Annotated in this window: 19 protein-coding genes; 9 read left to right on the forward strand and 10 right to left on the reverse strand. The window is 70.9% G+C overall.

Translation table 11 applies throughout. The annotated features are described in order from the left end of the window. Positions 1-99: 99 nt before the first annotated feature. Together WMF11_RS49785 and WMF11_RS49790 are read right to left on the reverse strand one after the other, a co-directional pair. A complete protein-coding gene (locus WMF11_RS49785) occupies positions 100-1,938 on the reverse strand; it encodes a DUF459 domain-containing protein (RefSeq protein ID WP_437975774.1) in 1,839 nt (612 codons plus the stop codon). 92 nt (positions 1,939-2,030) lie between these two features. Further along, positions 2,031-3,116: an aldo/keto reductase gene (locus WMF11_RS49790; RefSeq protein ID WP_437975775.1), complete on the reverse strand. Its 1,086-nt coding sequence runs from the start codon at positions 3,114-3,116 to the stop codon at positions 2,031-2,033. Positions 3,117-3,209: 93 nt separating this feature from the next. Here WMF11_RS49790 and WMF11_RS49795 point away from each other — a divergent pair, with 93 nt between their 5' ends. Next, complete coding sequence (locus tag WMF11_RS49795) at positions 3,210-3,638, forward strand: MarR family winged helix-turn-helix transcriptional regulator (RefSeq protein ID WP_437547837.1); 429 nt, start codon at positions 3,210-3,212, stop codon at positions 3,636-3,638. Between the two features lie 15 nt (positions 3,639-3,653). Here WMF11_RS49795 and WMF11_RS49800 read toward each other — a convergent pair whose 3' ends face one another. The 5 genes from WMF11_RS49800 to WMF11_RS49820 all read right to left on the reverse strand — a co-directional run bounded on the left by WMF11_RS49800 (position 3,654) and on the right by WMF11_RS49820 (position 7,327). After that, complete coding sequence (locus WMF11_RS49800; protein WP_437975776.1) at positions 3,654-4,154, reverse strand: hypothetical protein; 501 nt, start codon at positions 4,152-4,154, stop codon at positions 3,654-3,656. 4 nt (positions 4,155-4,158) lie between these two features. Next, the gene (locus WMF11_RS49805; protein WP_437975777.1) at positions 4,159-4,674 is read right to left on the reverse strand and encodes a hypothetical protein; all 516 of its coding nucleotides are present in this window, start codon (positions 4,672-4,674) and stop codon (positions 4,159-4,161) included. A 21-nt stretch (positions 4,675-4,695) separates the two neighbouring features. Further along, entirely contained in the window at positions 4,696-5,418 is a 723-nt protein-coding gene (locus WMF11_RS49810; RefSeq protein WP_437547843.1) for a hypothetical protein, read from the reverse strand. Between the two features lie 279 nt (positions 5,419-5,697). Continuing rightward, positions 5,698-6,621, reverse strand: coding sequence for a DMT family transporter (locus WMF11_RS49815; protein ID WP_437906067.1), 924 nt, complete (start codon positions 6,619-6,621; stop codon positions 5,698-5,700). Positions 6,622-6,673: 52 nt separating this feature from the next. After that, on the reverse strand, positions 6,674-7,327 hold the full coding sequence (locus WMF11_RS49820) for a DUF4291 domain-containing protein (protein ID WP_437975778.1): 654 nt from the start codon (positions 7,325-7,327) through the stop codon (positions 6,674-6,676). A 273-nt stretch (positions 7,328-7,600) separates the two neighbouring features. On the opposite strand from WMF11_RS49820, the gene WMF11_RS49825 reads away from it, so the two are divergent. From WMF11_RS49825 to WMF11_RS49835, 3 genes are all read left to right on the forward strand, one after another. Further along, on the forward strand, positions 7,601-9,784 hold the full coding sequence (locus WMF11_RS49825) for a beta-propeller domain-containing protein (RefSeq protein WP_437975779.1): 2,184 nt from the start codon (positions 7,601-7,603) through the stop codon (positions 9,782-9,784). 86 nt (positions 9,785-9,870) lie between these two features. Next, positions 9,871-10,800 (forward strand): phosphatase PAP2 family protein, encoded by a 930-nt coding sequence (locus tag WMF11_RS49830; protein ID WP_437975780.1) that lies wholly within the window; start codon positions 9,871-9,873, stop codon positions 10,798-10,800. A gap of 495 nt (positions 10,801-11,295) precedes the next feature. Further along, positions 11,296-15,177, forward strand: coding sequence for a DUF4215 domain-containing protein (locus tag WMF11_RS49835; RefSeq protein WP_437979412.1), 3,882 nt, complete (start codon positions 11,296-11,298; stop codon positions 15,175-15,177). A gap of 195 nt (positions 15,178-15,372) precedes the next feature. Here WMF11_RS49835 and WMF11_RS49840 read toward each other — a convergent pair whose 3' ends face one another. After that, positions 15,373-17,160, reverse strand: a complete 1,788-nt coding sequence (locus WMF11_RS49840; protein ID WP_437975781.1) for an ATP-binding protein — start codon at positions 17,158-17,160, stop codon at positions 15,373-15,375. 419 nt (positions 17,161-17,579) lie between these two features. Between WMF11_RS49840 and WMF11_RS49845 the strand changes: the two genes are divergently transcribed. From WMF11_RS49845 to WMF11_RS49865, 5 genes are all read left to right on the forward strand, one after another. Next, the gene (locus WMF11_RS49845) at positions 17,580-19,568 is read left to right on the forward strand and encodes a methyl-accepting chemotaxis protein (protein WP_437547854.1); all 1,989 of its coding nucleotides are present in this window, start codon (positions 17,580-17,582) and stop codon (positions 19,566-19,568) included. A 34-nt stretch (positions 19,569-19,602) separates the two neighbouring features. After that, on the forward strand, positions 19,603-20,601 hold the full coding sequence (locus WMF11_RS49850) for an FHA domain-containing protein (RefSeq protein WP_437906073.1): 999 nt from the start codon (positions 19,603-19,605) through the stop codon (positions 20,599-20,601). A gap of 55 nt (positions 20,602-20,656) precedes the next feature. Next, positions 20,657-21,121 (forward strand): 1,2-dihydroxy-3-keto-5-methylthiopentene dioxygenase, encoded by a 465-nt coding sequence (locus tag WMF11_RS49855; protein ID WP_437906074.1) that lies wholly within the window; start codon positions 20,657-20,659, stop codon positions 21,119-21,121. A gap of 14 nt (positions 21,122-21,135) precedes the next feature. Further along, positions 21,136-21,504: a cupin domain-containing protein gene (locus tag WMF11_RS49860; protein ID WP_437547860.1), complete on the forward strand. Its 369-nt coding sequence runs from the start codon at positions 21,136-21,138 to the stop codon at positions 21,502-21,504. Between the two features lie 147 nt (positions 21,505-21,651). Further along, complete coding sequence (locus tag WMF11_RS49865) at positions 21,652-22,815, forward strand: flavin reductase (protein ID WP_437975782.1); 1,164 nt, start codon at positions 21,652-21,654, stop codon at positions 22,813-22,815. A 76-nt stretch (positions 22,816-22,891) separates the two neighbouring features. Here WMF11_RS49865 and WMF11_RS49870 read toward each other — a convergent pair whose 3' ends face one another. Together WMF11_RS49870 and WMF11_RS49875 are read right to left on the reverse strand one after the other, a co-directional pair. Beyond that, positions 22,892-23,803 (reverse strand): methylenetetrahydrofolate reductase, encoded by a 912-nt coding sequence (locus WMF11_RS49870; RefSeq protein ID WP_437906075.1) that lies wholly within the window; start codon positions 23,801-23,803, stop codon positions 22,892-22,894. Between the two features lie 40 nt (positions 23,804-23,843). Beyond that, positions 23,844-24,131 carry an MSMEG_0570 family nitrogen starvation response protein gene (locus tag WMF11_RS49875; RefSeq protein ID WP_437975783.1) on the reverse strand — a complete coding sequence of 96 codons (288 nt, stop codon included), beginning with the start codon at positions 24,129-24,131 and terminating at the stop codon, positions 23,844-23,846. Positions 24,132-24,134 lie beyond the last annotated feature (3 nt).

A 24,134-nucleotide genomic window follows, 5' to 3' on the forward strand; every position in this document is an offset into this window, starting at 1 on the left:
GCGCGTGGAGCGGTGCCGATCGATGTGGGCAGTGCTTCACCGCAGCAGCGATTCCGCGTCTCGAGGCCGCCCGGCGGCTCATCCAGGGGGCGTGCCCGCTCAGCGGGGTGGCCCGGGGTCCGCCGCGGCGCGCTTCGCGCGGAGCTCCGCGAGCGTCCACTGCGCCACGCCGCGCGCCCCCTCGATCGTGAAATGCACGCCGTCGGGCCGGATCGCCCCGTCCTCGTACATGCGCCGGCACTCGCCCCCGGGGCAGATGTTCTCCTGGAGGTCGAGGAGCGCGACGTCGGGCAGCGTCGCCACGACCTTCCGGATCGAGCGGTTGATGCACGTCACCTGCTCGCGGACGTCCTTCGTCTCCCAGTCGCCGAGCGCGTAGGGGACGGTCGCCATCCAGACGCGCCCGTGCGGGTTCCGGAGCTTGTCGAGGTTCGTGACGAGGTTCGTCTCGAAGCGCTCGTGCCACGCCGGCTTGCACGCCTTCGTCCACTCGTCGTTCACCGTGATGCCGTGCATGAAGGCGCCGCCGAGGTAGAGGACCGCGGCGTCGGGCTTCCCCTGCGCGAGCAGCGCGGGCCACTCGGTCATGCCGCAGAGGTCCGCCATGATGGTGCAGCCGTCCCGCCCGTGGAGGTCCACCGCGAGCCCGCGCTCCTGCAGGCCGCGGAGCGCCCAGCCGAGCGTGTTCGCTGTCGAGTCGCCGACGACGACGACGCGGAACGTGACGTCGTCCTTCACGACCGCGGTGACGAGCGCGTCGATCATCGCGGAGCCCTTCGGCGCCTCGCCGTCCTGCGCGTGGGTCGCGCGGACGGCGATGAGCAGGCCGAGCGTGACGCCGGCCGGGACCGCCCAGAACGAGCGCCCCTTCGGCAGCCCGCGCTCGCGGATCGGCTTCTCGAGGAAGCGGTAGGAGACGAGCGCGACCGCGAAGGTTACCGCGAAGCGGAGCGCGGTGAGGGCGGGGCCGTGCAGGCGATCGCTCGACACGAACACGTGCACCGGCCAGTGCCAGAGGTAGACGCCGTAGCTGATGGTGCCGACCCACGCGAGCGGGCGCCACGCGAGCGCGCGCGCGACCAGGCTCCGCGAGCCCTGCACGGCGCACGCGATGAGGACGAGGGCCCCGAGCTCCGTGAGCCAGAACCCGCCGTGGTAGAGCAGCCACGACTGGCCGTCGAACACGGACCACGCGATCGCGAGGCCGATCGCCGAGACGACGCCGGCGACGTCGAGGAGGCGCACCGCGCCCGCGGAGAGCTCGGCGCGCGGCGTGAGCACCGTCGCGAGCGCGGCGCCGAGGAGGATGCCGGAGGCGCGCGTGTCCGTGCCCATGTACACGCGCGTCGTGCTCTCCGGCGCGAAGAGGGCGAGCATCGCGATCGCGGAGAGCGCGGCCAGCGCCAGCGTGAGGACGAGCACGCCGCGGCGCGACCACCGCGAGAGCACGAAGACGATGACGAGCGGCCAGACGACGTAGAACTGCTCCTCGATCGCCAGGCTCCACGTGTGCTCGAGCGGCGAGCGCGACGTGAAGATCTCCCAGTAGCTCTTGTGCGCGTAGATGGCGCGCCAGTTCGCCACGTAGCCGAGCGTCGCGAGCACGTCGGCGCGGAGGCCGGCGAGCGCGCTCGGCGGCCCGAAGAGGCGCCCGTGGAGGACGACCACCGGGACGAGCGCGAGGAGCGCCGGGAGGAGCCGGCGCGCGCGGCGGATCCAGAAGTCCTTGAGCGAGATCGCGCCGCGCGCCTCGTGCTCCGCGAGGAGGAGCGACGTGATGAGGTAGCCCGAGAGGACGAAGAAGAGATCGACGCCGAGGAAGCCGCCGCGCAGCATCCCGTTCGCGTGGAAGAAGAGGACGCCGAGCAGGGCGAGCCCGCGCAGCCCGTCGAGCGCGGGCAGGTGAGGGAAGAGCGGGCGACGGGCGGGCGTGTCCACGAGAGGAGGGCGAGACTATCAAAACGCCCGGGCGGCGCCTCCCCTGCCGAGCGCTCGCGTCGCGCGGATCGCGCCGTGGTCGAGGTTACTCGTCAGTAATGATCGCCCTTCTTCGTGACGCCGAAGGGGATGAGCTGCGACGGTTGACCGTTGATCGTCGTCCCCCCGGCCTGGATCATGTGCGCCAGATCGAGGAACTCGGCCGGGAAGTTCAGCTTCGGAGCGGTGAGCGCGTCGAGCGCCGCCGTCTGCTCCGGCGTGAGCTTCACCTCGAGCGCCCTCACGTTGTCGTCGAGCTGCGCCAGCGTGCGCGCCCCGATGATCGTGGACGACACCGCCGGGCGCGCCTGCACCCAGCTGAGGGCGACGCGCGCGACGGTGGTCTCGAGCTGCCTGGCGATCCGCTCGAGCTCATCGATCACCGCGTAGCTCCTCTCGTCGAGGTAGCCCGCCGCCCACTGCCGCCCTTCCGGCTTGACGGTCGCGGCGTTCCTCCGCGTGTACTTGCCGCTCAGGATCCCGCTCCGCAGGGGCGACCACGGCGTCACCCCCAGCCCGAGCTCCTGGGCCATGGGGATCAGCTCCCCCTCGACCGTCCGCTCGAGGAGCGAATACTCGATCTGCAGCCCGATGAACGGCGCCCATCCGCGGAACTGAGCGATCAGCTGCCCTTGCGTCACCTTCCACGCAGGGGTGTCGGACACGCCGATATAACGGACCTTCCCCGACTGGACGAGATCGTGGAGCGCCGCCATGGTCTCCTCGATCGGCGTGAACTTGTCCCAGTTGTGCAGCCAGTAGAGATCGATGTAATCGGTGCGCAGCCGGCGGAGCGACTGCTCGCAGGCGGCGAGGATCGATTTGCGGTTCGAGCCGCCGCCGTTGGGATCACCGACGTACAGGTTTCCGCTGAACTTCGTGGCGATCACCAGCCGGTCGCGCTTCTGCCGGTCGTGGCCGAGGTGGTCCCCGATGATCTTCTCCGAGTGTCCTTTGGTGTAGAGGTTCGCCGTATCGATGAAGTTCCCCCCGAGCTCGATGAAGCGGTCGAGGATGGCTTCGGAGTCCTTGACGCTGCTCCCCCAGCCCAGGTCCTCGCCGAACGTCATGGCGCCGAGGCAAAAGGGGCTCACCCGCAGACCTGAGCGACCGAGCGTGACATAATGATCGAGCGGCATCGCATCACCTCCGGAACTTGTTCCGTTTCGAACAGTTCAATGTTGAACTAGTAAGGCCGCACCGATCCATCGTCAAGCGCGAGCAGAGAGAACATGGACAAGCTTTCGCCCTGGGAGCTCTGGACGCTGAACTTCGAGTTCAGCATGGCGGTCATGGCCGAGGTGGAGCCAGAGGTGCGCGCGCTGGGGCTCGAGATGAAGGAGTTCTTCCTCCTCGGCAAGCTCGACGACCACCCTCACCCTGCCGAGCTCGCGCGCGCGCTGATCACGCCCAAGCCCTCGATCACCTTCATGGTGAAGCGGATGGAGGCGGCCGGCTTCGTCCAGCGCGAGACGGAGGCGGGCGATCTGCGGCGCTTTCGGCTGACGCTCACCCGCTCGGGGCGCAAGGCGATGGAGGCGGCGCGGGCGATCCTCGACGACGCCTTCGGGCGAAGGCTCGCGCGCATCTCGGCAGGCGAGCGCGCCGAGCTGGCGCGGCTCCTCACGCGGCTGACGGGGGAGCGCGCTCGCCCGCGCTGACGGCCGCCCTCGCGCTCACTCGTAGTCGCGACGCAGCTCTTCGTAGAACGCGTCGCTCATGAGGTAGTCTGCCCACCACTGCTCGACCGGCGTCGCGCCCCGGCGCTGCTGGAAGAGCACCAGATCGTCCAGCTCGCCGTCGTACCAGCCCCACAGGAACCGGGCCCGCAGCACGTCCACGTTTCGCCCGCGGAGCTCGGCCACCGCGTCCTCGAGCGACTCGTCGTCGAACTCGTCGACCAGCGCCTCCGCCTCGTCGATGATCTCGCCGAGGTAAGCCAGCCCCTTCTTGGTGAGCTCGAACCGCGCCTTGCGGCGGTTGACCTCGACGAGGTCCGCGTTCACGAGCTCCTGCAGGACGTCCTCCAGCGGGCTCAGCTCGGACGGCAGCACGAGGGGTATCTCCATGCCTCCGTCGGCGGGCTTCAGGTCCATCTTCTTCAGCACGTAGATGCCGGCATAGACCAGCTTCTGCTCGCGCGACACGATCGGCTGCTGTCTGCGTCCTTCGAACATCGCCTCACTCCGCGGTGCGCCAGGCCTCCGCCTCGAGGCGGATGTGCCGGCGACCGTCTGCGTCGGTGTCGAGCCACGCGTCGACGTCGCCGTCGGCGTAGTACACGGGGGTGCGCCCCGCCGCCTCCGGCCGCCGGATGCGCGCGGCGTGGGGGTTGCACATGGCGAGCACGATGGCGCGCTCGCCCGAGAGCGCGGCCGGCAGCCAGCGCTCGAGGAACGCCGACAGGAGCACGGTCACCGAGTAGTCCTTGGCGACCTCCTCGACGAAGAACTCGAGCTCCACGTCATCGGGCAGCACCTCCGGCTCGTCCGCGGCGTGCACCGCCACGACGAGCGCGTCGGTCACCCGGAGCGGCCCTCGACCCGCGCGGCCATCCAGCCAGAGCGCGTCCACCCGGCACCAGCCGAACTGCGTGGACTCCACGTCCGGCTCGTCGCGGTGCTGTTCGAGGTTCAGCAGCTCCAGCGCGGGACGGCAGCGGAACGGGAGCTCGGAGATGCTTCGCAGGGGCTGCATCGCGGCGGCCGGCGCGCGCCGCTACGCGACCAGGCGCTCGGGCCTGCGGCCTCGCTCGCTGCGGCGGACGCCGAAGCGCGAGCCGGCGCCGGACTTGCCGCTGCCGAAGCGGCTGCCGCCGGCGTTGTTGTAGCGCCGCCCGGTCTGCGACGACTTGCTGCTGTCGACGCTGGACGGGTTCGAGGCGCGGTACGCGTCGCGCTGGGATCGCAGATCGGGCGCGCGGCCGGGCGGCGTGGTGTACGGCTGCGTGTACACAGGCACGTAATTCGGGCGCAGCGCCGACGACACCATGGCGCCGAGGAGCATGCCCGACGCCAGGCTCATCACCGGCGAGTGGTAGTACCCGTAGGGGCCGAACCCGGACGTCTGGATCTGCGCGGCGCCTTCGCCCGAGACGTCACGGCGGATCGAGAACACCTTCTCGGGGTCCTGCACGCCGCCGTCGCTGTTCTTGTCGAAGAACCCGGTGACGACCTGCGTCTTGGCGTCCAGGTCCTGTACGGCGACGCTGATGACCTCGCTCCCCTGGTAAATCTCGTTGACGCGCCGCTCGAAGTCCTCGGGCCCCTCGGCCGCCTTGAAGGCTTCGTTGACCTTGTCGAAGTCGAGCTCGACGGTGGTGTTCTCGGTGGTCGCCCAGCGCTCCCTGGACCGCCCGCCGCTGCCGCTGGAATCGCAGCCGGCGGTCGCGACGGCGAGGGCTGTCATGAGCACGACGGGCAGGGTGGTCTTCGTCATCATCTGGAGGGATCTGTCTGGTGCTGTTGGAGGATTCTGTCAAGCAGGCGCCGAGCCCAGCACCGGGAGCCCGCAGGCGCCGGGAGAGAACCTGCGCACGAGGGGGCGCCGCGCAAGATCCGCGAGATCATGGAGGGCGCGGCAAGATCATGGAGGGCGCGACGCGTCAGGGCGCGCGCCACGGCGCGCGCCGGCGGGAGCGGCCCCCGGGCCCGCCGGGCGGCGGCAGCTCGGCCGGGCGCAGCCGCTCGGGCAGGGGTCGGGTCGCGAAGCGCGGGGTACTCAGGTCGCCTTCGGCTTGTGGGTGGCGAAGAAGAGGCCCGGCAAGACGAGCGCCGCGCCGAGCCAATGGTAGGGGGCAAACGCCTCGCCGAGGAGCAGCCACGCCAGCACGGCGGTATAGACCGGCGACAGGTAGAGCAGCAGGCCAGTGCGGCTGGGGCCGAGATGCTCGGTGATATAGCTGTACGTGGCATAGGCGCCGACGCCCGGCACCAGGACCAGGGTCACCACGGTGGCGATGGTGCGCAGGTCGAAATGCGGCGCGCCGCGGCTGGCCAGCTCCCAGCCGAGCGGCGGCAAAAGGAGGATCGCCCCGGCCAGCGCGATCGCGGTGAGCCGCGCCCGGACCCCCAGCGGATCGGGCCATCGCTTCAGCAGCACCGTGTAAAGCGCCCAGGAGATCGCGGCGCCGAGGATCATCAGGTCACCGGTGCTGAAGCGGAGCGCCAGCAGCGCCGCCGGGTCGCCGCGCAGCACGATGACCAGCACGCCGGTCAGCGCCAGCGCGGCGCCCAGGCCCTGGCGCCGGCTGAGCCGCTCTCCGAACATGGCCCGTGACAGCAGGATGATGATCACCGGCGAGACGGCGTAAATCAGGCCGATATTGGTGGCCGTGGTGGTGGCGGCGCCGTAATAGACGCCGGCGCCGCAGATGCCCATGCCCAGCAGGCCGAGCAGGGCATATCGGGCCCAGTCGCGCCGCAGCGCGGCGCGGTTGCGCCACAGTTCACGGCCACAGAAGGGGAGCAGCACCAGCGCGACGCCCATCCATCGAAGCTCCGCCAGCGCCACGGGCGGGATGAAATCGGCCGTGGCGCGGGCCAGCAGCATGTTGGCGGTGAACAGCGCCGGGGTGACGAACAGCAGGACGTGGGCGATGCGCTGCTGGCGGGACTCGGCGAAGCCGAGAGAGCTGGAAGCCATTGGCGCCGACAGTAGGGAAGCGCCGCTACCCTGGCCAGGGCTCGTCGTCCCGCTACGCGCCCCAGCGCTCTATCCCAACCCGCCTCGCGGCCTCCGCCGCTGTCGGCCAATACACCTCTTCGCGCGGGATCTCGATCTGCCCGGCACCCCGGCCGCGCAGCACCTCCCTCTGCTCCGCCACGAGCGCCGAGATGTCCTCCACGCCGACCGTCCACTCCTCGGCAAACCGCCGCAGCGTAGCGCCCCGCAGACCGAGCTGGATCGCCCTCCGCTCGACCGGCGCGCCCGACGGATGGTGGTCCGGATCCCACTGGAGCCGCACGTCCGAGCGCTGGAGATCGCTCTTCCACGCCTCCTCGCTCGGGTAGAGCTCGGGCACGAAGCCCGACGGCACCGCGGCCGCCAGGATCGCGTCGAACCCCGCGCGCTGGATGCGGATGGCCAGCACCGCCTCCTGGTCGGGCTTCGTGCCCCAGCCCGAGCGGAACATCATCCAGAGGAAGTTCGGCTTGATCCAGCTCATGCGGCCAAAGCTGAACTCCGGCCCTCCGAGCCGCTGGTGCAGGGCCGCGTGGCGCGCGATCGACGGACGGTACGCCTGATAGACCACGACGGTCTCGGCGTCGAACTGCGCGAGGATGTGGCGTCCTGCCGAGGGCCAGCGGGCGGCCTGCGCAGCATACGACTCGAGCTCCAGCTTCTTCATCACGCCTGCATCACTCCCTCCTCGTGCTCTCCTCGACCCACCCTGCCTCGTCCGAGCTCCCGTGTCACCGCGGCGCTCCTCTTCCTCCTTACTTCCTCCTGGGCCCTCCGGCGCCTGCGCGCCGACCCCATCCGCTGTCAGGCGCAGTTTGTGCCGGCATGTGCCAGGTGGTATCCGCCGTATCTGCCCGTAATTGCTTATGAAATGTCACGGCATGTCGAGTGCTTCTCCTGAGGCCATCGATCCGAACGACAGACGGACACGGAGACTCACATGCGATCATTCTACAGGGGTTGTACGCTTGTTTCTCTGCTTGCGCTCGGCGCCAGCTTCGCCGCCTGCTCGCGCGGAAGCGGATCGGGCGGGCCCGCGGAGACGGGCCTGGCACAGAGCGCCCTCACGCCCGCGACGAGCTGCGACGATGTCGAGGCGCTGCTCCGCGAACGGCTGAAGCAGAACATGATCAAGTCGGTCGACGTGGCGCGGAAGTCCGCCCTGCAGCAGCTCGAGGAGGGGTGCTACTGGTCCGGCGCGGACGGCGGGGTCGTCGCATCCGCCTCCTCCGGCTCCTCCTCCTCCACGGGAGGGCCCGTCTCGCCGCCGGCCGAGGAGGCAGGAGGGGACGACGGGGCTGCCACGGAGTATTCGACGACCAACACGCAGGAAGCCGACGTCGACGAGGCCGACTTCATCAAGAACGACGGAGAGCACGTCTACATCCTGGCCCACGGGCAATTCCAGATCTTCGACGCGTGGCCCGCCGCCGACACGCACCGCGTCGCGTCGGTCGCGATCGAGGGGGATCCGAAGAAGCTCTTCGTCCACGAGAAGCGGGCCCTCGTGTACTCGTCGCTGTCCCCGTCCTCGTCGCCTGACGGCGAGCTCCCTTATTACGGGGGTGAGTGCACGTACGGATATGATTGCGAGTTCACGGGCGACGGCACGCCGCTCCTGGTCACCGAGCTCGACATCAGCGATCTCACGGCGCCGGCCGTCGTGCGGACGCTGAAGTTCTCCGGATCGTTCCTCAACGCCCGGCGCATCGGGAGCGCTGTGCACACGGTCGTGGCCTCCCCCGAGCCGGTGGTGGAGGGACTCTCTACCTGGCCAGAGGGCATCGATGTCTGCACCCTGTCCGAGCAGGGGGTCAACCCGTCCACGGTGGCCGCCGTGAACAGCGCGTACGACAAGCTCGTGGAGAAGAACCTCGCCGTGATCGACGCGGCCCCGCTCGACATCCAGCTGCCCACCGTGGAGGACACGCTGTACCGGGACGGCGTGGCCTCGACGAGCAGCCACGCCCCGTTCGCGAGCTGCGAGAACTTCTACCTGTCGAACACGGGCGACGGGCAGAGCTTCCTCTCGGTCGTCTCGACCGAGCTCGGCACCGAGGCGCTCGGCCAGACGACGATCGTGGGCAGGCCCGGCGCCGTCTACGCGACCGCGGACTCGCTCTACGTGGCGAGCCGGCACCAGTATGGAGAGACGTACGGCTGGTTCTACGACGACGGCGAGACGACGCCCGACGCGACGACCGTCCACAAGTTCGCGCTGAGCGAGCGCGCGGCGCCGAGCGCGTACCTGGGGAGCGGCGTCGTGAAGGGGCGCGTGCTCAACCAGTTCGCCCTCAGCGAGCACGAGGGGTATCTCCGCATCGCGACCACCACCGGGCACCTGCCCGACCCGGACACGCACAACACCGTCGCGTCGCTGAAGCAGGAGGGCGGCGCGCTCGTGGTCAAGGGGATGGTGGACCAGCTCGCGCCCGGCGAGGACATCCGATCCGCCCGCTTCTACGGCGACGTCGGGTTCGTCGTGACCTTCAAGAAGACCGACCCGCTCTACACCATCGACTTCTCGGATCCCGAGGCGCCGAGGGTGCGCGGCGAGCTGAAGATCCCCGGCTTCTCGACCTACATGCACATGATCGACGAGGGGCACGTCATGAGCATCGGCTACGACGCCGACGACCAGGGTGACTTCGCGTGGTTCCAGGGGATCCTGCTCCAGATCTTCGACGTGACGGACCTCGACGCGCCGACGCTCACGCACAAGGAGGTGATCGGGACGCGCGGCTCCGCGAGCGACGCCGCGACCAACCACCTCGCGTTCAACTACTTCACCCAGCGGGGGCTGCTCGGGATCCCCATGGTCATCTGCGAGGGCGGGAGCGGCGGCGACTTCGGCGACACGATGACGTTCAGCGGGCTGCTCGTCTACAAGGTGGATACCGGCGCGGGCTTCACGTCCGTCGGGGGCGTGCCCCACCCGCTGCCGGACGCGAGCGCGGGCGGGAACGGCCCGAGCTGCGGGAACTGGTGGAGCAACGCGACGTCGTTCGTGAAGCGGAGCGTCTTCATGGAGGATTACGTCTACTCCGTCTCCGAGGACGAGATCCGGGTCGCCAACATCAGCGATCTCGCGACGCCGGAAGCCGTCGTCCCGCTCGTCCCCTGAGCGAGATCGAACGTACGCCGCGCCGAGCCGAGCGACGGGGATGAGCCCGTGGCGCACGAAGATGCGCCCCGCTATAGAGCTCCGGCATGGAAGCGCTGGACCTCCCCGCCGAGCAGCTGGCCTCGGCGGTCGGCGCGCGGCCCTTGCTGCTGCTCGCGCTGCTCTTGATCGGAACGGTGGGGGTGCTCCTCGGGCTCGTCGCCGTCGCGCGCTTCTCCGACCGCCACGCGCGGGCGCTGTGGGCGTGGGCCGTCCGGGCCTACGCCGCGGCGGCCGCGCACCCGGCCACGCAGCGCCTCGCGGCCCGGTTCCCCGTGGTCGCGAGGGTGCTGCGCGAGCTCTCTGCGGCCGAGTACCTCGTGATCCACCTCGGCCTCGGGCTGGTGCTCAGCATGGCCGCGCTCGTGTTCGTCGCGCTCGCGGAGGGGGTGCGCGAGGGCGAGCCGATCGTGGACGTCGATCTCGCGCTCGCGCGCGCGCTCCACGCGTCGTCGAGCCGCGCCGGGGTGGAGGCGCTCCGCGCGTTCACCCTCCTCGGCAGCTTCTGGGCGCTCGCGCTGCTCGCGGTCGTCGTGGCCGCGGCGCTGCTGAGGCGGGGCCGGCGCGTCCTCGCGGTCGGGTGGCTCTTCGCCCTCGCCGGCGGCGGGCTCCTCAACTCCGCGCTCAAGGCCCTGTTCGCCCGGCCGCGGCCGACGTTCGCCGATCCGCTCGCGGTGGCCGCGGGGTGGAGCTTCCCGAGCGGGCACTCGATGGGCACGTTCGTCGCCTTTGGCATGCTCTCGTACCTGGGCCTCCTGCTCCTCCGGACGCTGCGCGCTCGCCTCGTGCTCGTCGCGCTCGCGCTCGGCTGGACGGTGGCGATGGGCTTCAGCCGCATGTACCTCGGCGTGCACTACCTGAGCGACGTGCTCGCGGGGTTCGCCGCAGGCACCGTGTGGCTGGCCGTCTGCATCTCGGGGCTCGAGGTCGCGCGGCGCAGGCCGGGTCGGATCGACGGGCAGCCGCTGCCTTCCTGAGACGGCCAGTCGCGTCCGCCCCGAGGTGGGCCGTCGCAGGCGGCCGAGCGGCGGCTGGCCCGCGTAAACCTGCGCCGCCGCCCTGATCCGCAGCGCGCCCGGCGATGTCAAGAGCGAACTCCGGCCGTGTTCGATTCGACATCAAGCTGCGAGCTCGTCGGCAGAAGCCGAGTTAAGTCACGGTGGAAATAGACATTACTATCGAAATTGCGCCGAGACCAAGGCGCAGGACCGAGGTGGACGCCTGGGCGCAGAACCAAGGCGCAGAACCACAGCGGCGACTGGGCGATGACCGCGAACGAAGCGCGAATGAAGCGCGAATGAAGCGCGAATGAAGACCCGCGCCGAGCACAGCAGCGCCGCCAATTTCGCCTGGAGCCGGGGTGCACTTTTACGATAAAGTGTGTCTAGCGCCGTTTGCTCGGGAAGAGCGCAACGTGCGTTATCGAGGTGGCCGTGGGTTTAAGGACTTCTTATCTGGCTTTGGCGGTGGGATTGCTTCAGATCACGGTCGCTTGCGGCGGGGGCGGCGCGACCACGAGCGATGCGACCGGCTCCGGGAGCGGCGCGAACTCCGGCGGCGGTCCGCCTGGCGTCGGCGGCGCCGGCGGAACCGGCGGTGTGCCCGAGTTCACGGTGGGCAGCGGCATCGGCCTTGGCGGCAACGGCGGCGGCGAGCCGGACCCGTGCGACGTCGCCGATCCGCCCCCCGAGTGCTTCCTGCCTCCCGACCCCGCCTGCGGAGACGCGGCGCTGAACCAGGCGTCCGAGGCCTGCGACGACGGCAATACGCTGCCGGGCGACGGCTGTTCTGGGCAGTGCCAGGTCGAGCCTTACTGGGAGTGTCCGACGGCCGGTCGGCCTTGCGAGCTGACCATCGCGTGCGGCGACGGTGTCGTCGACCCCGGCGAGTTCTGCGACGACGGCAACAACGTCGATGGCGACGGCTGCAGCGCCGACTGTTACTACGTCGACCCCTCGTACGTGTGCCCGAAGCCGGGCGAGCCGTGCATCCTGCTCTACGACTGCGGCGACGGCCGCGTGAACGGCTCGGAGGAGTGCGAGGACGGCGACGACCCGCCTGCGTCCGGCGACGGCTGCAGCGCGGACTGCAAGCGCGAGGCGGGGTTCCAGTGCAGCCGGCCCGGTCTGCCGTGTACGCGGCTGCCGGTCTGCGGCAACGGCGCCAAGGAGACAGGCGAGGGGTGCGACGACGGCAACACCGCGAGCGGCGACGGCTGCTCGAGCCTGTGCCGGCAGGAGCCTTATTACAACTGCCCGACCCCCGGATCGCCCTGCGTGCGGCTGATCGAGTGCGGCGACGGCAAGGTGCAGCCGGGCGAGCTCTGCGATGACGGCAACGCCGCGGACGGCGACGGCTGCTCCGCCGACTGCCAGGTGAAGGACCCGGCGTACGTGTGCCTCGAGCCGGGCGAGCCGTGCATCCCGCTCTACCTGTGCGGCGACGGCCGCGTGAGCGGCAACGAGCAGTGCGACGACGGCGACGACCCGCCGGCGAGCGGCGACGGCTGCTCCGCGGACTGTCGGCTCGAGGAGGGCTGGGTCTGCAGGCCCGGCCAGGCCTGCACCGTGAGGACCTATTGCGGCGACGGCGCTGTGCAGCTCGGCGAGCAGTGCGACGACGGCGGGGGGGAAAACCCTGTCGGCGGCGATGGCTGCACGGCGCAGTGCAAGATCGAGGTCGGCTGGACGTGCCCGCCGGCGGGCGGGCGCTGCACCCCGCCGCCGCCGCCCGTGTGCGGCGACGGCAAGATCGGCGGCACCGAGGTGTGCGACGACGGGAAGCAGCCCCCGGCGAGCGGCGACGGCTGCAGCGCCGATTGCCGGACGATCGAGGAGGGCTGGGACTGCTCGCGCGTCGGGTTCCCCTGCAAGACCCTCTGCGGCGACGGGCGCAAGCGCGGCGCCGAGCAGTGCGACGACGGCGATCTCGTCTCGGGCGACGGCTGCGACGACACGTGCCGCATCGAGCCCGGGCGGGTGTGCACCAACGGCGTGCCCCAGGACTGCACGGGCTACTCCGTCTGCGGCAACGGCGTCCGCGAGGGCACCGAGCCCTGCGACGACGGCAACGGCAACTGGCGCGACGGCTGCACGCCGGACTGCAAGGGCGAGCCGAACTGCAGCGGCGGCGCGTGCCTCTCGAAGTGCGGCGACGGCATCCTCCTGCCCGGCGACGCCACCGAGGCGTGCGACGACGGCAACACCGCGAGCGGCGACGGCTGCTCCGCCACGTGCACGATCGAGCCGGGCTACGCCTGCACCGTGGCGCCCACCGAGATGCGGCTGCCGATGGTCATCCGCGACTTCATCGGATGGTGCCCGAGCGGGTACGACCGCACCGTGAGCAACACCGCATGCGACAACAACCTGACGGACAGCCTCGTCGGGCACTTCGATTTCGAGATCAACCCCAGCGGCGATCAGATCGACAACGTGGTCCAGTCGACGCTCGACGCCGATGGCAAGCCCGTGAGCAGGTTCGGCCCCGGCTTCGTCACGCCGAGCGATGCGAACGGCTGGACCACGGGGCAGGACAACTTCCAGTGGTGGTACCGGGACAACCCGACGTACAACAGGACGCTCGTCACCAGCATCGAGCTGACCGCGCAGGCCGGCAGGTACGTGTACCAGCGGAACCCGTTCTGGCCGGTGGACCGCGACCCGCCGGGCACCGATCCCGTGCTCAACAACCTGGTCTCCGCCAACCTGGAGAAGGCGCAGGACCAGGGGCACAACTTCTACTTCACGAGCGAGGTCCGGTACTGGTTCCAGTTCACGCCGAACGGCGCGGCGGCCGATCCGGTGCTCACCTTCTTCGGTGACGACGACGTCTGGGTGTTCATCAAGAACACGCTGACCGCGGACATCGGCGGCATCCACGCGCAGCTCCAGGAGAGCGTGACCATCCTGGACAACGGCGACGCCCGCGTGACCCCCTGCACCGCCGCTGCCGGTTGCACGAACCGCGGCGCCACCTACGACGTCGACCTGAACCTCGAGCCGGGCAAGGTCTACGAGATCGCGGTGTTCCAGGCCGAGCGCCACGTCACCGGGTCGAACTACCAGCTCACGCTGTCGGGCTTCAGCGCCGGCACGTCGGTGTGCACGCCGCAGTGCGGGGTCGACCCGCCTGTCGTGACGCCGGGCGAGGAGTGCGACGACGGCACCGAGAACGGGACGGGCTACGGCGAGTGCAACAACTGCCAGCTCGGGCCGTACTGCGGCGACGGCCAGAGGAACGGCCCGGAGACCTGCGACAACGGGCTCAACAACAACGCGTACGCCAACGCCTCGAACGCCTGCGCGCCGGGGTGCGTGGCGCCGCCCCGGTGCGGCGACGGCGCGGTCAACGCGCCGTACGAGGCGTGCGACCTCGGCTCCGGCAACACGGCGAACGGCTACGGCGGCTGCACGCGCGAGTGCGAGATCGGGCCGTACTGCGGCGACGGCGTGACGAACGGCCCCGAGCAGTGCGACAACGGCAGCAACGACGGCTTCTACGGCACGTGCAACCCGAACTGCACGCCCGCCCCGCGGTGCGGCGACAGCAACGTCGACGAGGAGTGGGGTGAGGAGTGCGACGACCCGGCCGACCCGAACTGCGTGGGCTGCCAGCTCGGGGCGCTCTGCGGCGACACGGTGGTGCAGGCGAGCTACGGCGAGGAGTGCGACGACGGCGTCAACGACGGCGGCTACGGCGAGTGCGCGCCGATGTGCCTCTACGGCCCGCGCTGCGGCGACGGCGTGGTGCAGCCCGACGAGGAGGACTGCGACCTCGGCGAGGCCGACAACAACGGCGCTTACAACGGGTGCACGCAGCACTGCGCGTACGGGCCGTACTGCGGCGACGCGGCCGTCAACGGCGCTGAGACCTGCGACGACGGCGTGAACGACGGCTTCTACGGCAGCTGCTTCCCCGATTGCACGCCGGCGGCCAAGTGCGGCGACAGCAACGTCGACGAGGACTGGGGTGAGCAGTGCGATCCCCCGAACGAGGCGACCGGCTGCAGCGAGAACTGCCGCCTCGGCGCCCAGTGCGGCGACTCGGTGGTGCAGGCCAACCTCGGCGAGAAGTGCGACGACGGCGTGAACGACGGCGGCTACGGCGAGTGCGGCCCCAGCTGCCTGTACGGCCCGCGCTGCGGCGACGGCGTGGTCAACGGCCCCGAGCAGTGCGACGACGGGGACGGCAACAACACCGGCGGCTACGGCAAGTGCGCGCCGGGGTGCATCTACGGGCCGTACTGCGGCGACGGCGTCCGGCAGAGCCTGTACGAGGAGTGCGACGACGCGAACAACACGAGCGGCGACGGCTGCAGCTCGGCCTGCAAGAACGACGGCCAACCCCAGTAGTAGAGACGGCCACCCGCGGCGGATCCGGGCCCACCTCGGCGTTTTCGGTGCTCAGCGTACAGGAGTACGCTTCCGCGCCGAAAACGCCGATCTGGGCCCGTCTCCTGTGCGGGTGGCCGTCGGCGTCGCCCGGCCGACGGGGCGCGAGAGGCGGGAGAACAGCCTGGGATGGGGCTCACCTGGGAGCGCGATGGCTCACGAGCGCGGCGCGTCGGGGGGGCGCGGGCGTACCGTGGTGTCGCCCAGCGGCTTCTCCAGGAGAGGGGGGCCCGCAATGGGAAGCCAGATCTCGAAGACAGCGCCACCCTTCTTGGCCTTGCGGTAGGTGATCTCTCCGCCGTGCTCGAACACGATCCGCTGCGCGATCGCCAGGCCTAGACCCGTCCCCTTCTCCTTGCTGGTCGCGTAGGGCTCGAACAGGCGCGGCACCATTTCCTCGGCCACGCCTGGGCCGTTGTCGCGCACCACGATCCGCACGCGGTCGTTCGGCAGCGGGCCGATCGTCACCGAGACGCGGGGGTCGCGCCGGACGGCGCTCGCGGCGTCCAGGCCGTTCTGGACCAGGTTCGTGAGCACCTGGATCAGCTGATCGCGATCGGCCGAGACCTCCGGGATCGGATCCGCCACGAGCTCCACGCGCGGCGACGGCGCGCCGGAGGTGGCGCCGGCGCCGGAGGTCGAGCCCGCGCCAGAGGTCGCCTCGCCCGACGCCGGGGCGGCGTGCAGCGTGATCACGCCGCGCGCGACCGCGACGAGATCGATGGGCGTGAGGTTCGGGGGCGGCAGGCGCGCGAACTGGGTGAACTCGGTCACGATGTTCGCGATGCGGTGCACCTCGTTCAGGACCGTCGACGTCGCCTCCGCGAAGTAGTCGTCGAACGCCGGGTCGTCGCGCTGCCGGAGCCGGCGCAGCGTCTCCACCGCCGCACGGATGGGCGCCAGCGGGTTCTTGATCTCATGGGCGATCTGGCGCGCGACCTCGCGCCGCGCGGCGATGCGCTCGGTCGCGGCCAGGCGCTTTCGCATCGCCGCGAGCTCGTCGATGGTGGCGTTGAACGCCGCCGCGAGATCCGCGATCTCCCGCCCCCCACGCCCCTCCACACGCCGCGGCGCGCCGCTCATCACCTCGCGCGTCTCGCGGGCCAGCGCCACGAGCGGCCGCGACAGGCTGCGCGCCAGCACGACGGCCATCGCGACGGCGATCGCCAGCACCGTGGCGCCCGTCAGCGCGATCGCACGGTCGAGGCGGGCGAGCGCCTGCCTCAGCGGATCGCGCGGAACAGACGCGACAACGTCAAGGCCCGGGATCTCCGCGAAATGGAGGACGCGCACGACCTCCGCCTCGCTGCTCCGAGGGGCGAGCTCCCCCTCCCGCGCCGCCGTGAGGCGCACATGGTACGCCTCGCCGATCCGCGCGAGGACCGGGCCGATCCGCCGCGCCCCCACGAGGCCGATGGTCACCCCGTGGCGCGACAGGGCGCAGTGGACCTCCAGCGACGGCTCGGCGCCCGCCTTCGCCGGGCGGAGCCGCGGCGCGCCCCCGGGGGCCTGGATCAGCTCGGCGAGCCGCTTGTCGCGCGCGCCGATGCGCGCGGCGTCCTCGGCCCCCAGGACGCTCCCGTCGCCCGCCACGAGCGACAGCTCGTCGAGGCGCAGCGCCTTGGCCTGGCTCGGGACCAGCCGCCCGAGGGCGATGCGGCTCCCCGGGTCCATCGCGTCCGGGTCGCCCTTGGCGCGCTCGAGCTCGACGTGGGCCTTGTCAACGAACGTGTCGTGCCGGCAGAGCGGCGGCAGGAGGTCGCGCAGCGCGTCGGCCTCCCACGCGAGCTGCTGTCGGACGCCTGCATGCGCCGCGTCGATCCGCTCGGCGAAGCCGCCCTCGATGATCTCGCGCGACGCCTCGCGGAGGGTCAGCCCGACGAACGCCGTCGCGATGATCGCGACGAGCCCGAAGGCGAGCAGGAGGCGAGCGGCGAGGGACATGGCGGGACGGCCACGCCCGCCCGGCCGCGCGGCCGCCGGTACGGCCGGGCGGCCGCCGCGGTCCGCGGCGGTGTTCAGGGTCGGTGCGGTCGAACCTAGAGGAATCGGCGCCGGCGCCGAGCCCCCGCGGCGGGCTCCTTCTCCGCCGCAACCTCCGTGCATACGCCATCGGGTCGAGATCGTCCAAGTTCATCGCGTTTCCCCCAGCCGCGCGGGCCCGCCCCCTGCGCCTCTGCCCAGGAGATCTCGGTTCACGGCTCGCCTGCCCTCGGCAGCTTGCCGGCGCTTGCCGCGCCTCTGCCGCGCGCTCTCCTTGCACCGGGGGGCACTCGCCTCTTACGCTCGGTCGTCCTTCGGGGTCGCCCTCGGCGCGCCGGCCAACGCGCGCGCCGCAGCTCGACCGCGCTGGAACGCACGAAATGAACTCCAAGCAGCTCTCCATCCCCATCGCCGCCATCCTGGCGCTCATCGGCTTCGGGCTGAGTTTCGCGTCGAAGTGGCTGGCGGAGTTCTCGGGCCAGCTGTTCATGGTCTTCGGCTTCTCCGCGGCGGTGGCGGTGCTGTACGCGAGCCTCGGGGCCAAGGGCGGCGTCCCCCTGGGAGGCCTGCGCGACGCGCTCCGCGGCGCCGCCCGAGGCAAGCGGCCCAAGCTCCCCGAGGGCGCCCCCGCCGACGTCGCCGAGACCTACGAGCAGATCGCCGAGATCGCCGGCCGCCAGCTCGAGCTCGCGGAGGAGCGCCACGCGCTCGCCGAGGAGCGCGACAAGCTCGCGAGGGAGCGCGACGGCTTGAGCCGGGAGCGCGACGGCATCGCGAAGGAGCGCGACACCGTCGAGCGGGAGCGGGACACCCTGAGCCGGGAGCGCGACGGGCTCGCGAAGGAGCGCGACACCCTCGAGCGGGAGTGCTCGACGCTCACCCGCAAGGTGAACGAGCTCGCGCAGCGCGGCCCCGACATCGACGTCGACGCGCTCGTGGACGCCGTGCTCCGCGCCACCGCCGGCGAGCGGGTGCGCGTCCCGACGGGCGCGCCGTCCGAGCTCTCGCGCCTCTACGCGGAGCTCAGCGGCATCGCGGAGCGGATCACCCAGGCGGAGCTGCGCGACAAGCAGCGCCGCTCGGAGCTGGCGCAGGCCACGGGGCTCCTCGACGAGCTGCTGCCCAAGCTCAGCGACGGCGTGAGCAGCGTCATGCACGCGAGCGAGCAGGCGACCGTGTACATCCGCGAGATGACGACCGCCCTCGCCAACATCGCGCAGTCGGTCGAGTCGCTCGCGTCGAGCGCCGAGGAGTCGAGCTCGAGCATCCTCGAGATGACGGCCACGAACGAGGAGGTCGCCGAGAACGTCGGCGAGCTCGGGTCGAGCGTGCGCGAGACGGTCTCCTCGATCGAGGAGATGGCCTACTCCATCCGCGAGGTCGCGAAGAACGTCGACGCCCTGGCGCTGACGGCCGAGGAGACGAGCTCCTCGATGAACCAGATGGACGTCTCGATCGACCAGGTCCAGTCGAACGCGAACGAGACGGCCCGGCTCTCGGAGGAGGTGGCGACCGACGCCGAGAAGGGCGCCGAGGCGATCCTGAAGACGATCGGCGAGATCTACCGCATCAAGGAGTCGAGCCAGGAGGCCGTGGCGGTCATCTCGAACCTCGGCTTCCGCATCGAGGCGATCGGGCAGATCCTCGCCGTCATCGACGACGTCGCCGAGCAGACGAACCTCCTCGCGCTGAACGCCGCGATCATCGCCGCCCAGGCCGGCGAGCACGGCAAGGGCTTCGCCGTCGTCGCCGACGAGATCAAGGACCTCGCCGAGCGCGCCGGCGGCAGCACGAAGGAGATCGCCGAGCTCATCAAGACCATCCAGTCCGAGTCGAAGAACGCGATCGCCGCCGTCGAGCGCGGCGCCCACAACGTCGACCGCGGCGTCGAGGTCTCGAACGAGGCCGAGCGGGCCCTCAAGAAGATCCTCGAGAGCTCGCAGAAGTCGACCAACATGGTTCGCGCCATCGCCCGCGCCACGGTCGAGCAGGCCAAGGGGTCGAAGCAGGTCACGGACGCGATCGGGCGCATCGCCGAGACGGTGCAGCAGATCGCCGCCGCCACGGCGGAGCAGGCGCGCGGCTCGGAGCTCATCATGAAGAGCGCCGAGAAGATGCGGACCATCACGCAGCACGTGGAGCGGTCGAGCCAGGAGCAGGCGCGCGGCGGTCGCCAGATCACGAGCGCGATCGAGCAGATCTCGCACGGGGTCAACAGCCTCAACGCCTCGCACCGCAGCCAGACGCGCGGCGGCGAGCAGCTCGTCGAGGCCGGCAAGCGCATCGAGGAGGCGGCGCGGCAGCAGGACCAGGCGGTGCGCCAGCTCCTCAGCGCCACCGAGCGGATGCGTCGTACGGCGGCGATTTGAGGCCGAGCCGCCCCCTCGCGCGCAGGCAGCATCGATGGCGTTGACGATCGTGGTGCTCGCGCCCGACGGGGCGGGGAAGGCGGACGGGGGCGAGCTCTCCCTGACGCTGGACGCGCCCCGCGTCATCCTCGGCCGCGCGGAGGGCTGCGAGGTGCGCCTCCCCGACACGAGCGTGAGCCCCCGGCACGCGTCGATCCGGCAGCGGGGCGCCACGTACCTGCTCCTCGACGAGGGCAGCGAGAACGGCACGTTCCTCGGCAAGACACGCATCGCCCTGCGCACGGCGATGCCCCTGAAGACCGGCGATCGCATCCGCATCGGGCGCGTGTGGCTCCTGCTCCGGATCGAGCCGGCGGTCGCGAAGGCCGCCCCGGCGGCGGCCGCCAAGGAGCTCGCCCTCGAGCTCGTCGCGCGCGGCCTCGCCGCGCAAGGGGAGGATCCGGCGCCGCGCGTGGTCGTCGTCGAGGGCCCCGACAGCGGCCGCGCGTTGCGGATCGAGGAGGCGGCGCGGCCCTACATCCTCGGGCGCGCCAAGGACACCGATCTCGTCCTCGACGACCCGGACGTCTCTCGCCGTCATCTGGCCATTACCCGCAGGGGCGATCAATTCTCTGTTCAAGATCTCGGATCGCGCTCGGGCGCTTCGCTCGACGGCGTTCCGGTGCCTCAGTTCGATACGATCTGGCGTCCTGGACAGGTGCTCGCGATCTCGGGTGATCGGCTCATCTTCGAGCATCCGGCCGCCGAGGCGCTCGCGGAGATCGAGCGCAGCCCCTGTGAGCCGCTCCGTCCAGACGCGGTGTTCGAGCCGCCTTCGCTCGAGGAGCCGAAGGCAGCGCATTCCACGTCGACGCCTCCGCCTGCCTCGGTGAGCACGAGTTCGCCGCTCGCGCAGCCCGCTGAAGCGGCTCCGGTGTCTCGCGCGGCGCAGGGAAGTGGATGGGGCTTCACAGAGGCGCTCATTGCGCTGCTCGCGCTTGGTGTGCTGGCGCTCAGCATTGCTGGCCTGTTGTGGCTGCTGGGGCGCTCTTAGCGTCTTGACGTCGCGCGCGCGCAGGGTTCGAAGAGCGCAGTCCCGGAGGGTGCGCATGCGTGCGATCCGAATGAGAGCTGACGGCGAGGGCGAGGCCACCGAGGCGGAGCTTCAGGCGGAAGGGATCCGGTGCGGCGCGTTCGACCCGGGCGCAGCTGTGCTCGCCTTGCAGGGCGTGGTCGCGGACCGCGGATGGACGGAGCACGAGGATGTCCGCCGCGACGGGAGCAAGCCGCGCGACGAGGCGGAGAGCGCGAGAGAGGCGGATGAGCACTGTCACCTGGGCGACGAGGTGCGGCTCTTCGTGGAGGGACAGGGCTGTTACGACATCCGTTGCACGAACGACGATTGGCTGCGGATCTGGGTCGGCGCGGGCGATCTCATCGCCGTGCCGGCGCGGCGCTACCATCGCTTCATGGCGAGCAAGGCGGGCGCGATCCGCTACCTGCAGCCGTACGGCGGCCGTCACCTGCTCATGCAGCTCTACCGCGTGTCCGATGATCGGACGCGCGCGATGTGATCGCGAGGTACCCCATGGCGCATCCCTACCGTCTCGTCACCTCCAGGGCCCGGATCCCCGTCCCTGGCGGCAAGCTCATCGAGGAGATCTTCGGCCGCGTGAACACCGGCACGGAGGGGTTCAGCCTGGCGCACATGGTGGCCCCGCCGGGCTGGAGCGAGCCGGCACAGACGCCTTCGTTCGGCGAGCTGACGCTCGTGATCCGCGGCCGCGTGCGCGCCGAGATCGCGGGCGAGGCGGTCGACGTCTCCGCCGGCCAGGCCCTCTGGACGGAGCCCGATCAGCGCGTCCGCTACAGCAACCCGTTCGACGAGGAGAGCGAGTACTTCGCGCTCTGCATACCGGCCTTCGCGCCGGATCTGGCGCGGCGCGACGCCGAGTGAGCTCCGCAGTGCGCGGCGCCGGCGCGTGATCTGAGCGGCGCCGCCGCAGGATGCGCGCATCGCGGTGCGCGGCGCGCGCGCTGCCGCCGCGCACCGCGCCGCGCAGATCCTCGATCCCTGGTGGGCGCCGAGCGCGTACTATGCCCCATGCTCTTCGATCCCGCGGAGTTCCGGAAGGTGCTGGGCCAGTTTGCGACCGGGGTCACGCTCGTGACCACGGTGCAGGACGGCACGCCGCAGGCGATGACGGTGAACTCGTTCAGCGCGGTCTCGCTCGACCCGCCGCTCGTGCTGTTCTGCGCGGACAGGCGGTCGCGCACGAGCGCGGCCATCGAGGCGTCCGGGGTCTTCGCGGTGAACATCCTGCGGGAGCAGCAGCGGGAGTTCTCGGACCTGTTCGCCGGCAAGGGCACGGACATCGATCGGCAGGTGGTGCTCACCGAGGCCCACGTGGCCGAGTCGGGCAGCCCGATCCTCAAGGACGTGCTGGCCTTCCTCGACTGCAAGGTGGAGCACACGTACGACGGGGGTGATCACATCATCTATGTCGGTCGCGTGCTCGCGTCGGGCCGGGGGGAGGCGGGCGCGCCGCTCCTGTATTACCGGGGCACGTACCAGGCCCTCGACGACGTCTGGCGGTGGCGCGATCGTTATGCGGCGCGAGAGCAGGCGACCCCGTTCCACGAGCTCGTCGACTTCTTCGATCGCATGCAGGCGGAGGGCCCTTATGCGACGCTCATCGACGAGCTCGTCACGCTGGTCGATCCGGGCGTCGAGGAGCGGTGCCTCGATCTCGGCTGCGGCACGGGCCGCCTGACGCGTGAGATGGGTCGCCGCTGCCACGAGTCGATCGGGATCGACGCGACGGCGGCGATGGTGGAGCGCGCCGCGCAGCGGGCGAAGGCGCTCGGCCTGGACAACGTGACGTTCCGGGAGGCGCTGGCGACGCGGCTGCCGTTCCCCGACGCCTCGTTCGACGTGGTGACCGCGTCGAACCTGCTCCTGCACCTGCCCGAGCCGGGCCCGGTGCTGGCCGAGGCGGCGCGCGTCCTCCGCCCGGGCGGCCGCCTGGCGCTGCTCGAGCCCGCGGCCACGATGAGCCGCGCCGCGATGGCCGGCTACCTGCGCGGCCACCGGTACAACCCGTCGACGGCCCACGCGATGCTGGCGTGGGCCGACGCGGCGGAGGTCACCTACCGTCACACCGAGGACAAGCTCGGCGGCGAGATCGGCGGCGCAGGGCTCCAGGTCGACCGCCGCGAGCGCCGGATGAACGGCCTCGCGCTGCTCTGGATCGCCCGCAAGGCCTGAGCGCGCCGCCCGAGCGCCCAGGCGCCAGGCACCGGCCCCGAACCTCGCCCGGCGCGCGGAGCCCCGCGCTAGAGGCTCATGCCGACCGCCGGAGCCCTGCCTCGTCGACCAGCCGGGGCACCCAGTCCTCCGCGCCGATGGACCGCATGTGGATGCCCGAGAGCCCGGGGATGTCGCGGAGCCCGCGGATGAGCTCCAGCGTGATCCGGTAGCTCTCCCCCTCCGCGTCGCCGCTCTGGCGGACGCGCTCGATCAGGTGTTCGGGGACCACGAGCCCCGGCACCTTCTGCAGGAAGCTCAGCCGATCCACGCCCGCGAACGGGAAGATCGCCGCGATGAAGTGCGCCCGCTCGTGCAGCCCGCGCTCCACCACCGCGGCCATCCAGCGGCGCATCGACGCGAGCTCGAACACCGCCTGCACCTGGATGAAGCTCGCGCCCGCGTCGATCTTCGCGGCGAGCCGGTCCATCGCCCCGGCGATCGCCTGCTCCGCGCACGGGAAATCGATGGTCCCGACGTGGAAGTAGGGCGCCGGCGAGACGACGTCTCCGTTGAAGAGCTTCCCCTCGCGCGTCAGCCGGCGGGTCAGCTCGATGGCCGCGTAGCTGTCGACGTCGCTCACCTCCTTCGCGTCGGGATCGGAGCCGATGGCGCACGGGTAGCCGCCGAGGACGATGATGTTCGAGAGCCCGAGCGCCGCCATCCCGAGCAGGTCGCCCTGGAGGGCGATCTTGTTCTTGTGGCGGAGCGAGAACTGGAGCACCGGCTCGAGCCCCTCCTGCTTCACGAAATGGCCGACTGCCATGTTGGCGCAGCGCGCCTGCGAGAGCAGGTGATCGTTGATCTGCACCACATCCACACAGCCCGCCATGTTTCGGGCGTGCTTCAGCAACTTCTCCAGATCGTAGTGACGCGGGGGCGTCAGCTCGGCGGAAACGAGGAACTGGCGCTCGCTGAGGAGGCGCTCCATCTTCGACTTCGTCACCATCTCCTGCTCCTTCCGTCACTCGACGAACCTGAGGATTCCGTCACTCGACGAACCTGAGGACCCGGACCTTGGCCCCGCTCCGGCCGTGGAACCGCGCGGCCGCGCTCGCGATGCGCGCCGCCTCGGCCCGCGCCAGGTTGCAGGGGAACCCATACTTCTTGAGGACCCGCTCGCTCGCGATATCGAGCGCCGTCCGGCAACGCGACACGAAGTCGTCGAGATCGTAGCTCTCCCCGACGTCGAGGTGCTCCTTCACGACGAGCGACGGAGAGTAACAGACCTGCTGCTCGCCGCTCGGCCACTCGATAACGAAGCGCATCTCCGGCATACG

The organism is Sorangium sp. So ce295, assembly GCF_051527405.1.
Classification (GTDB): Bacteria; Myxococcota_A; Polyangia; order Polyangiales; family Polyangiaceae; genus Sorangium; species Sorangium cellulosum_B.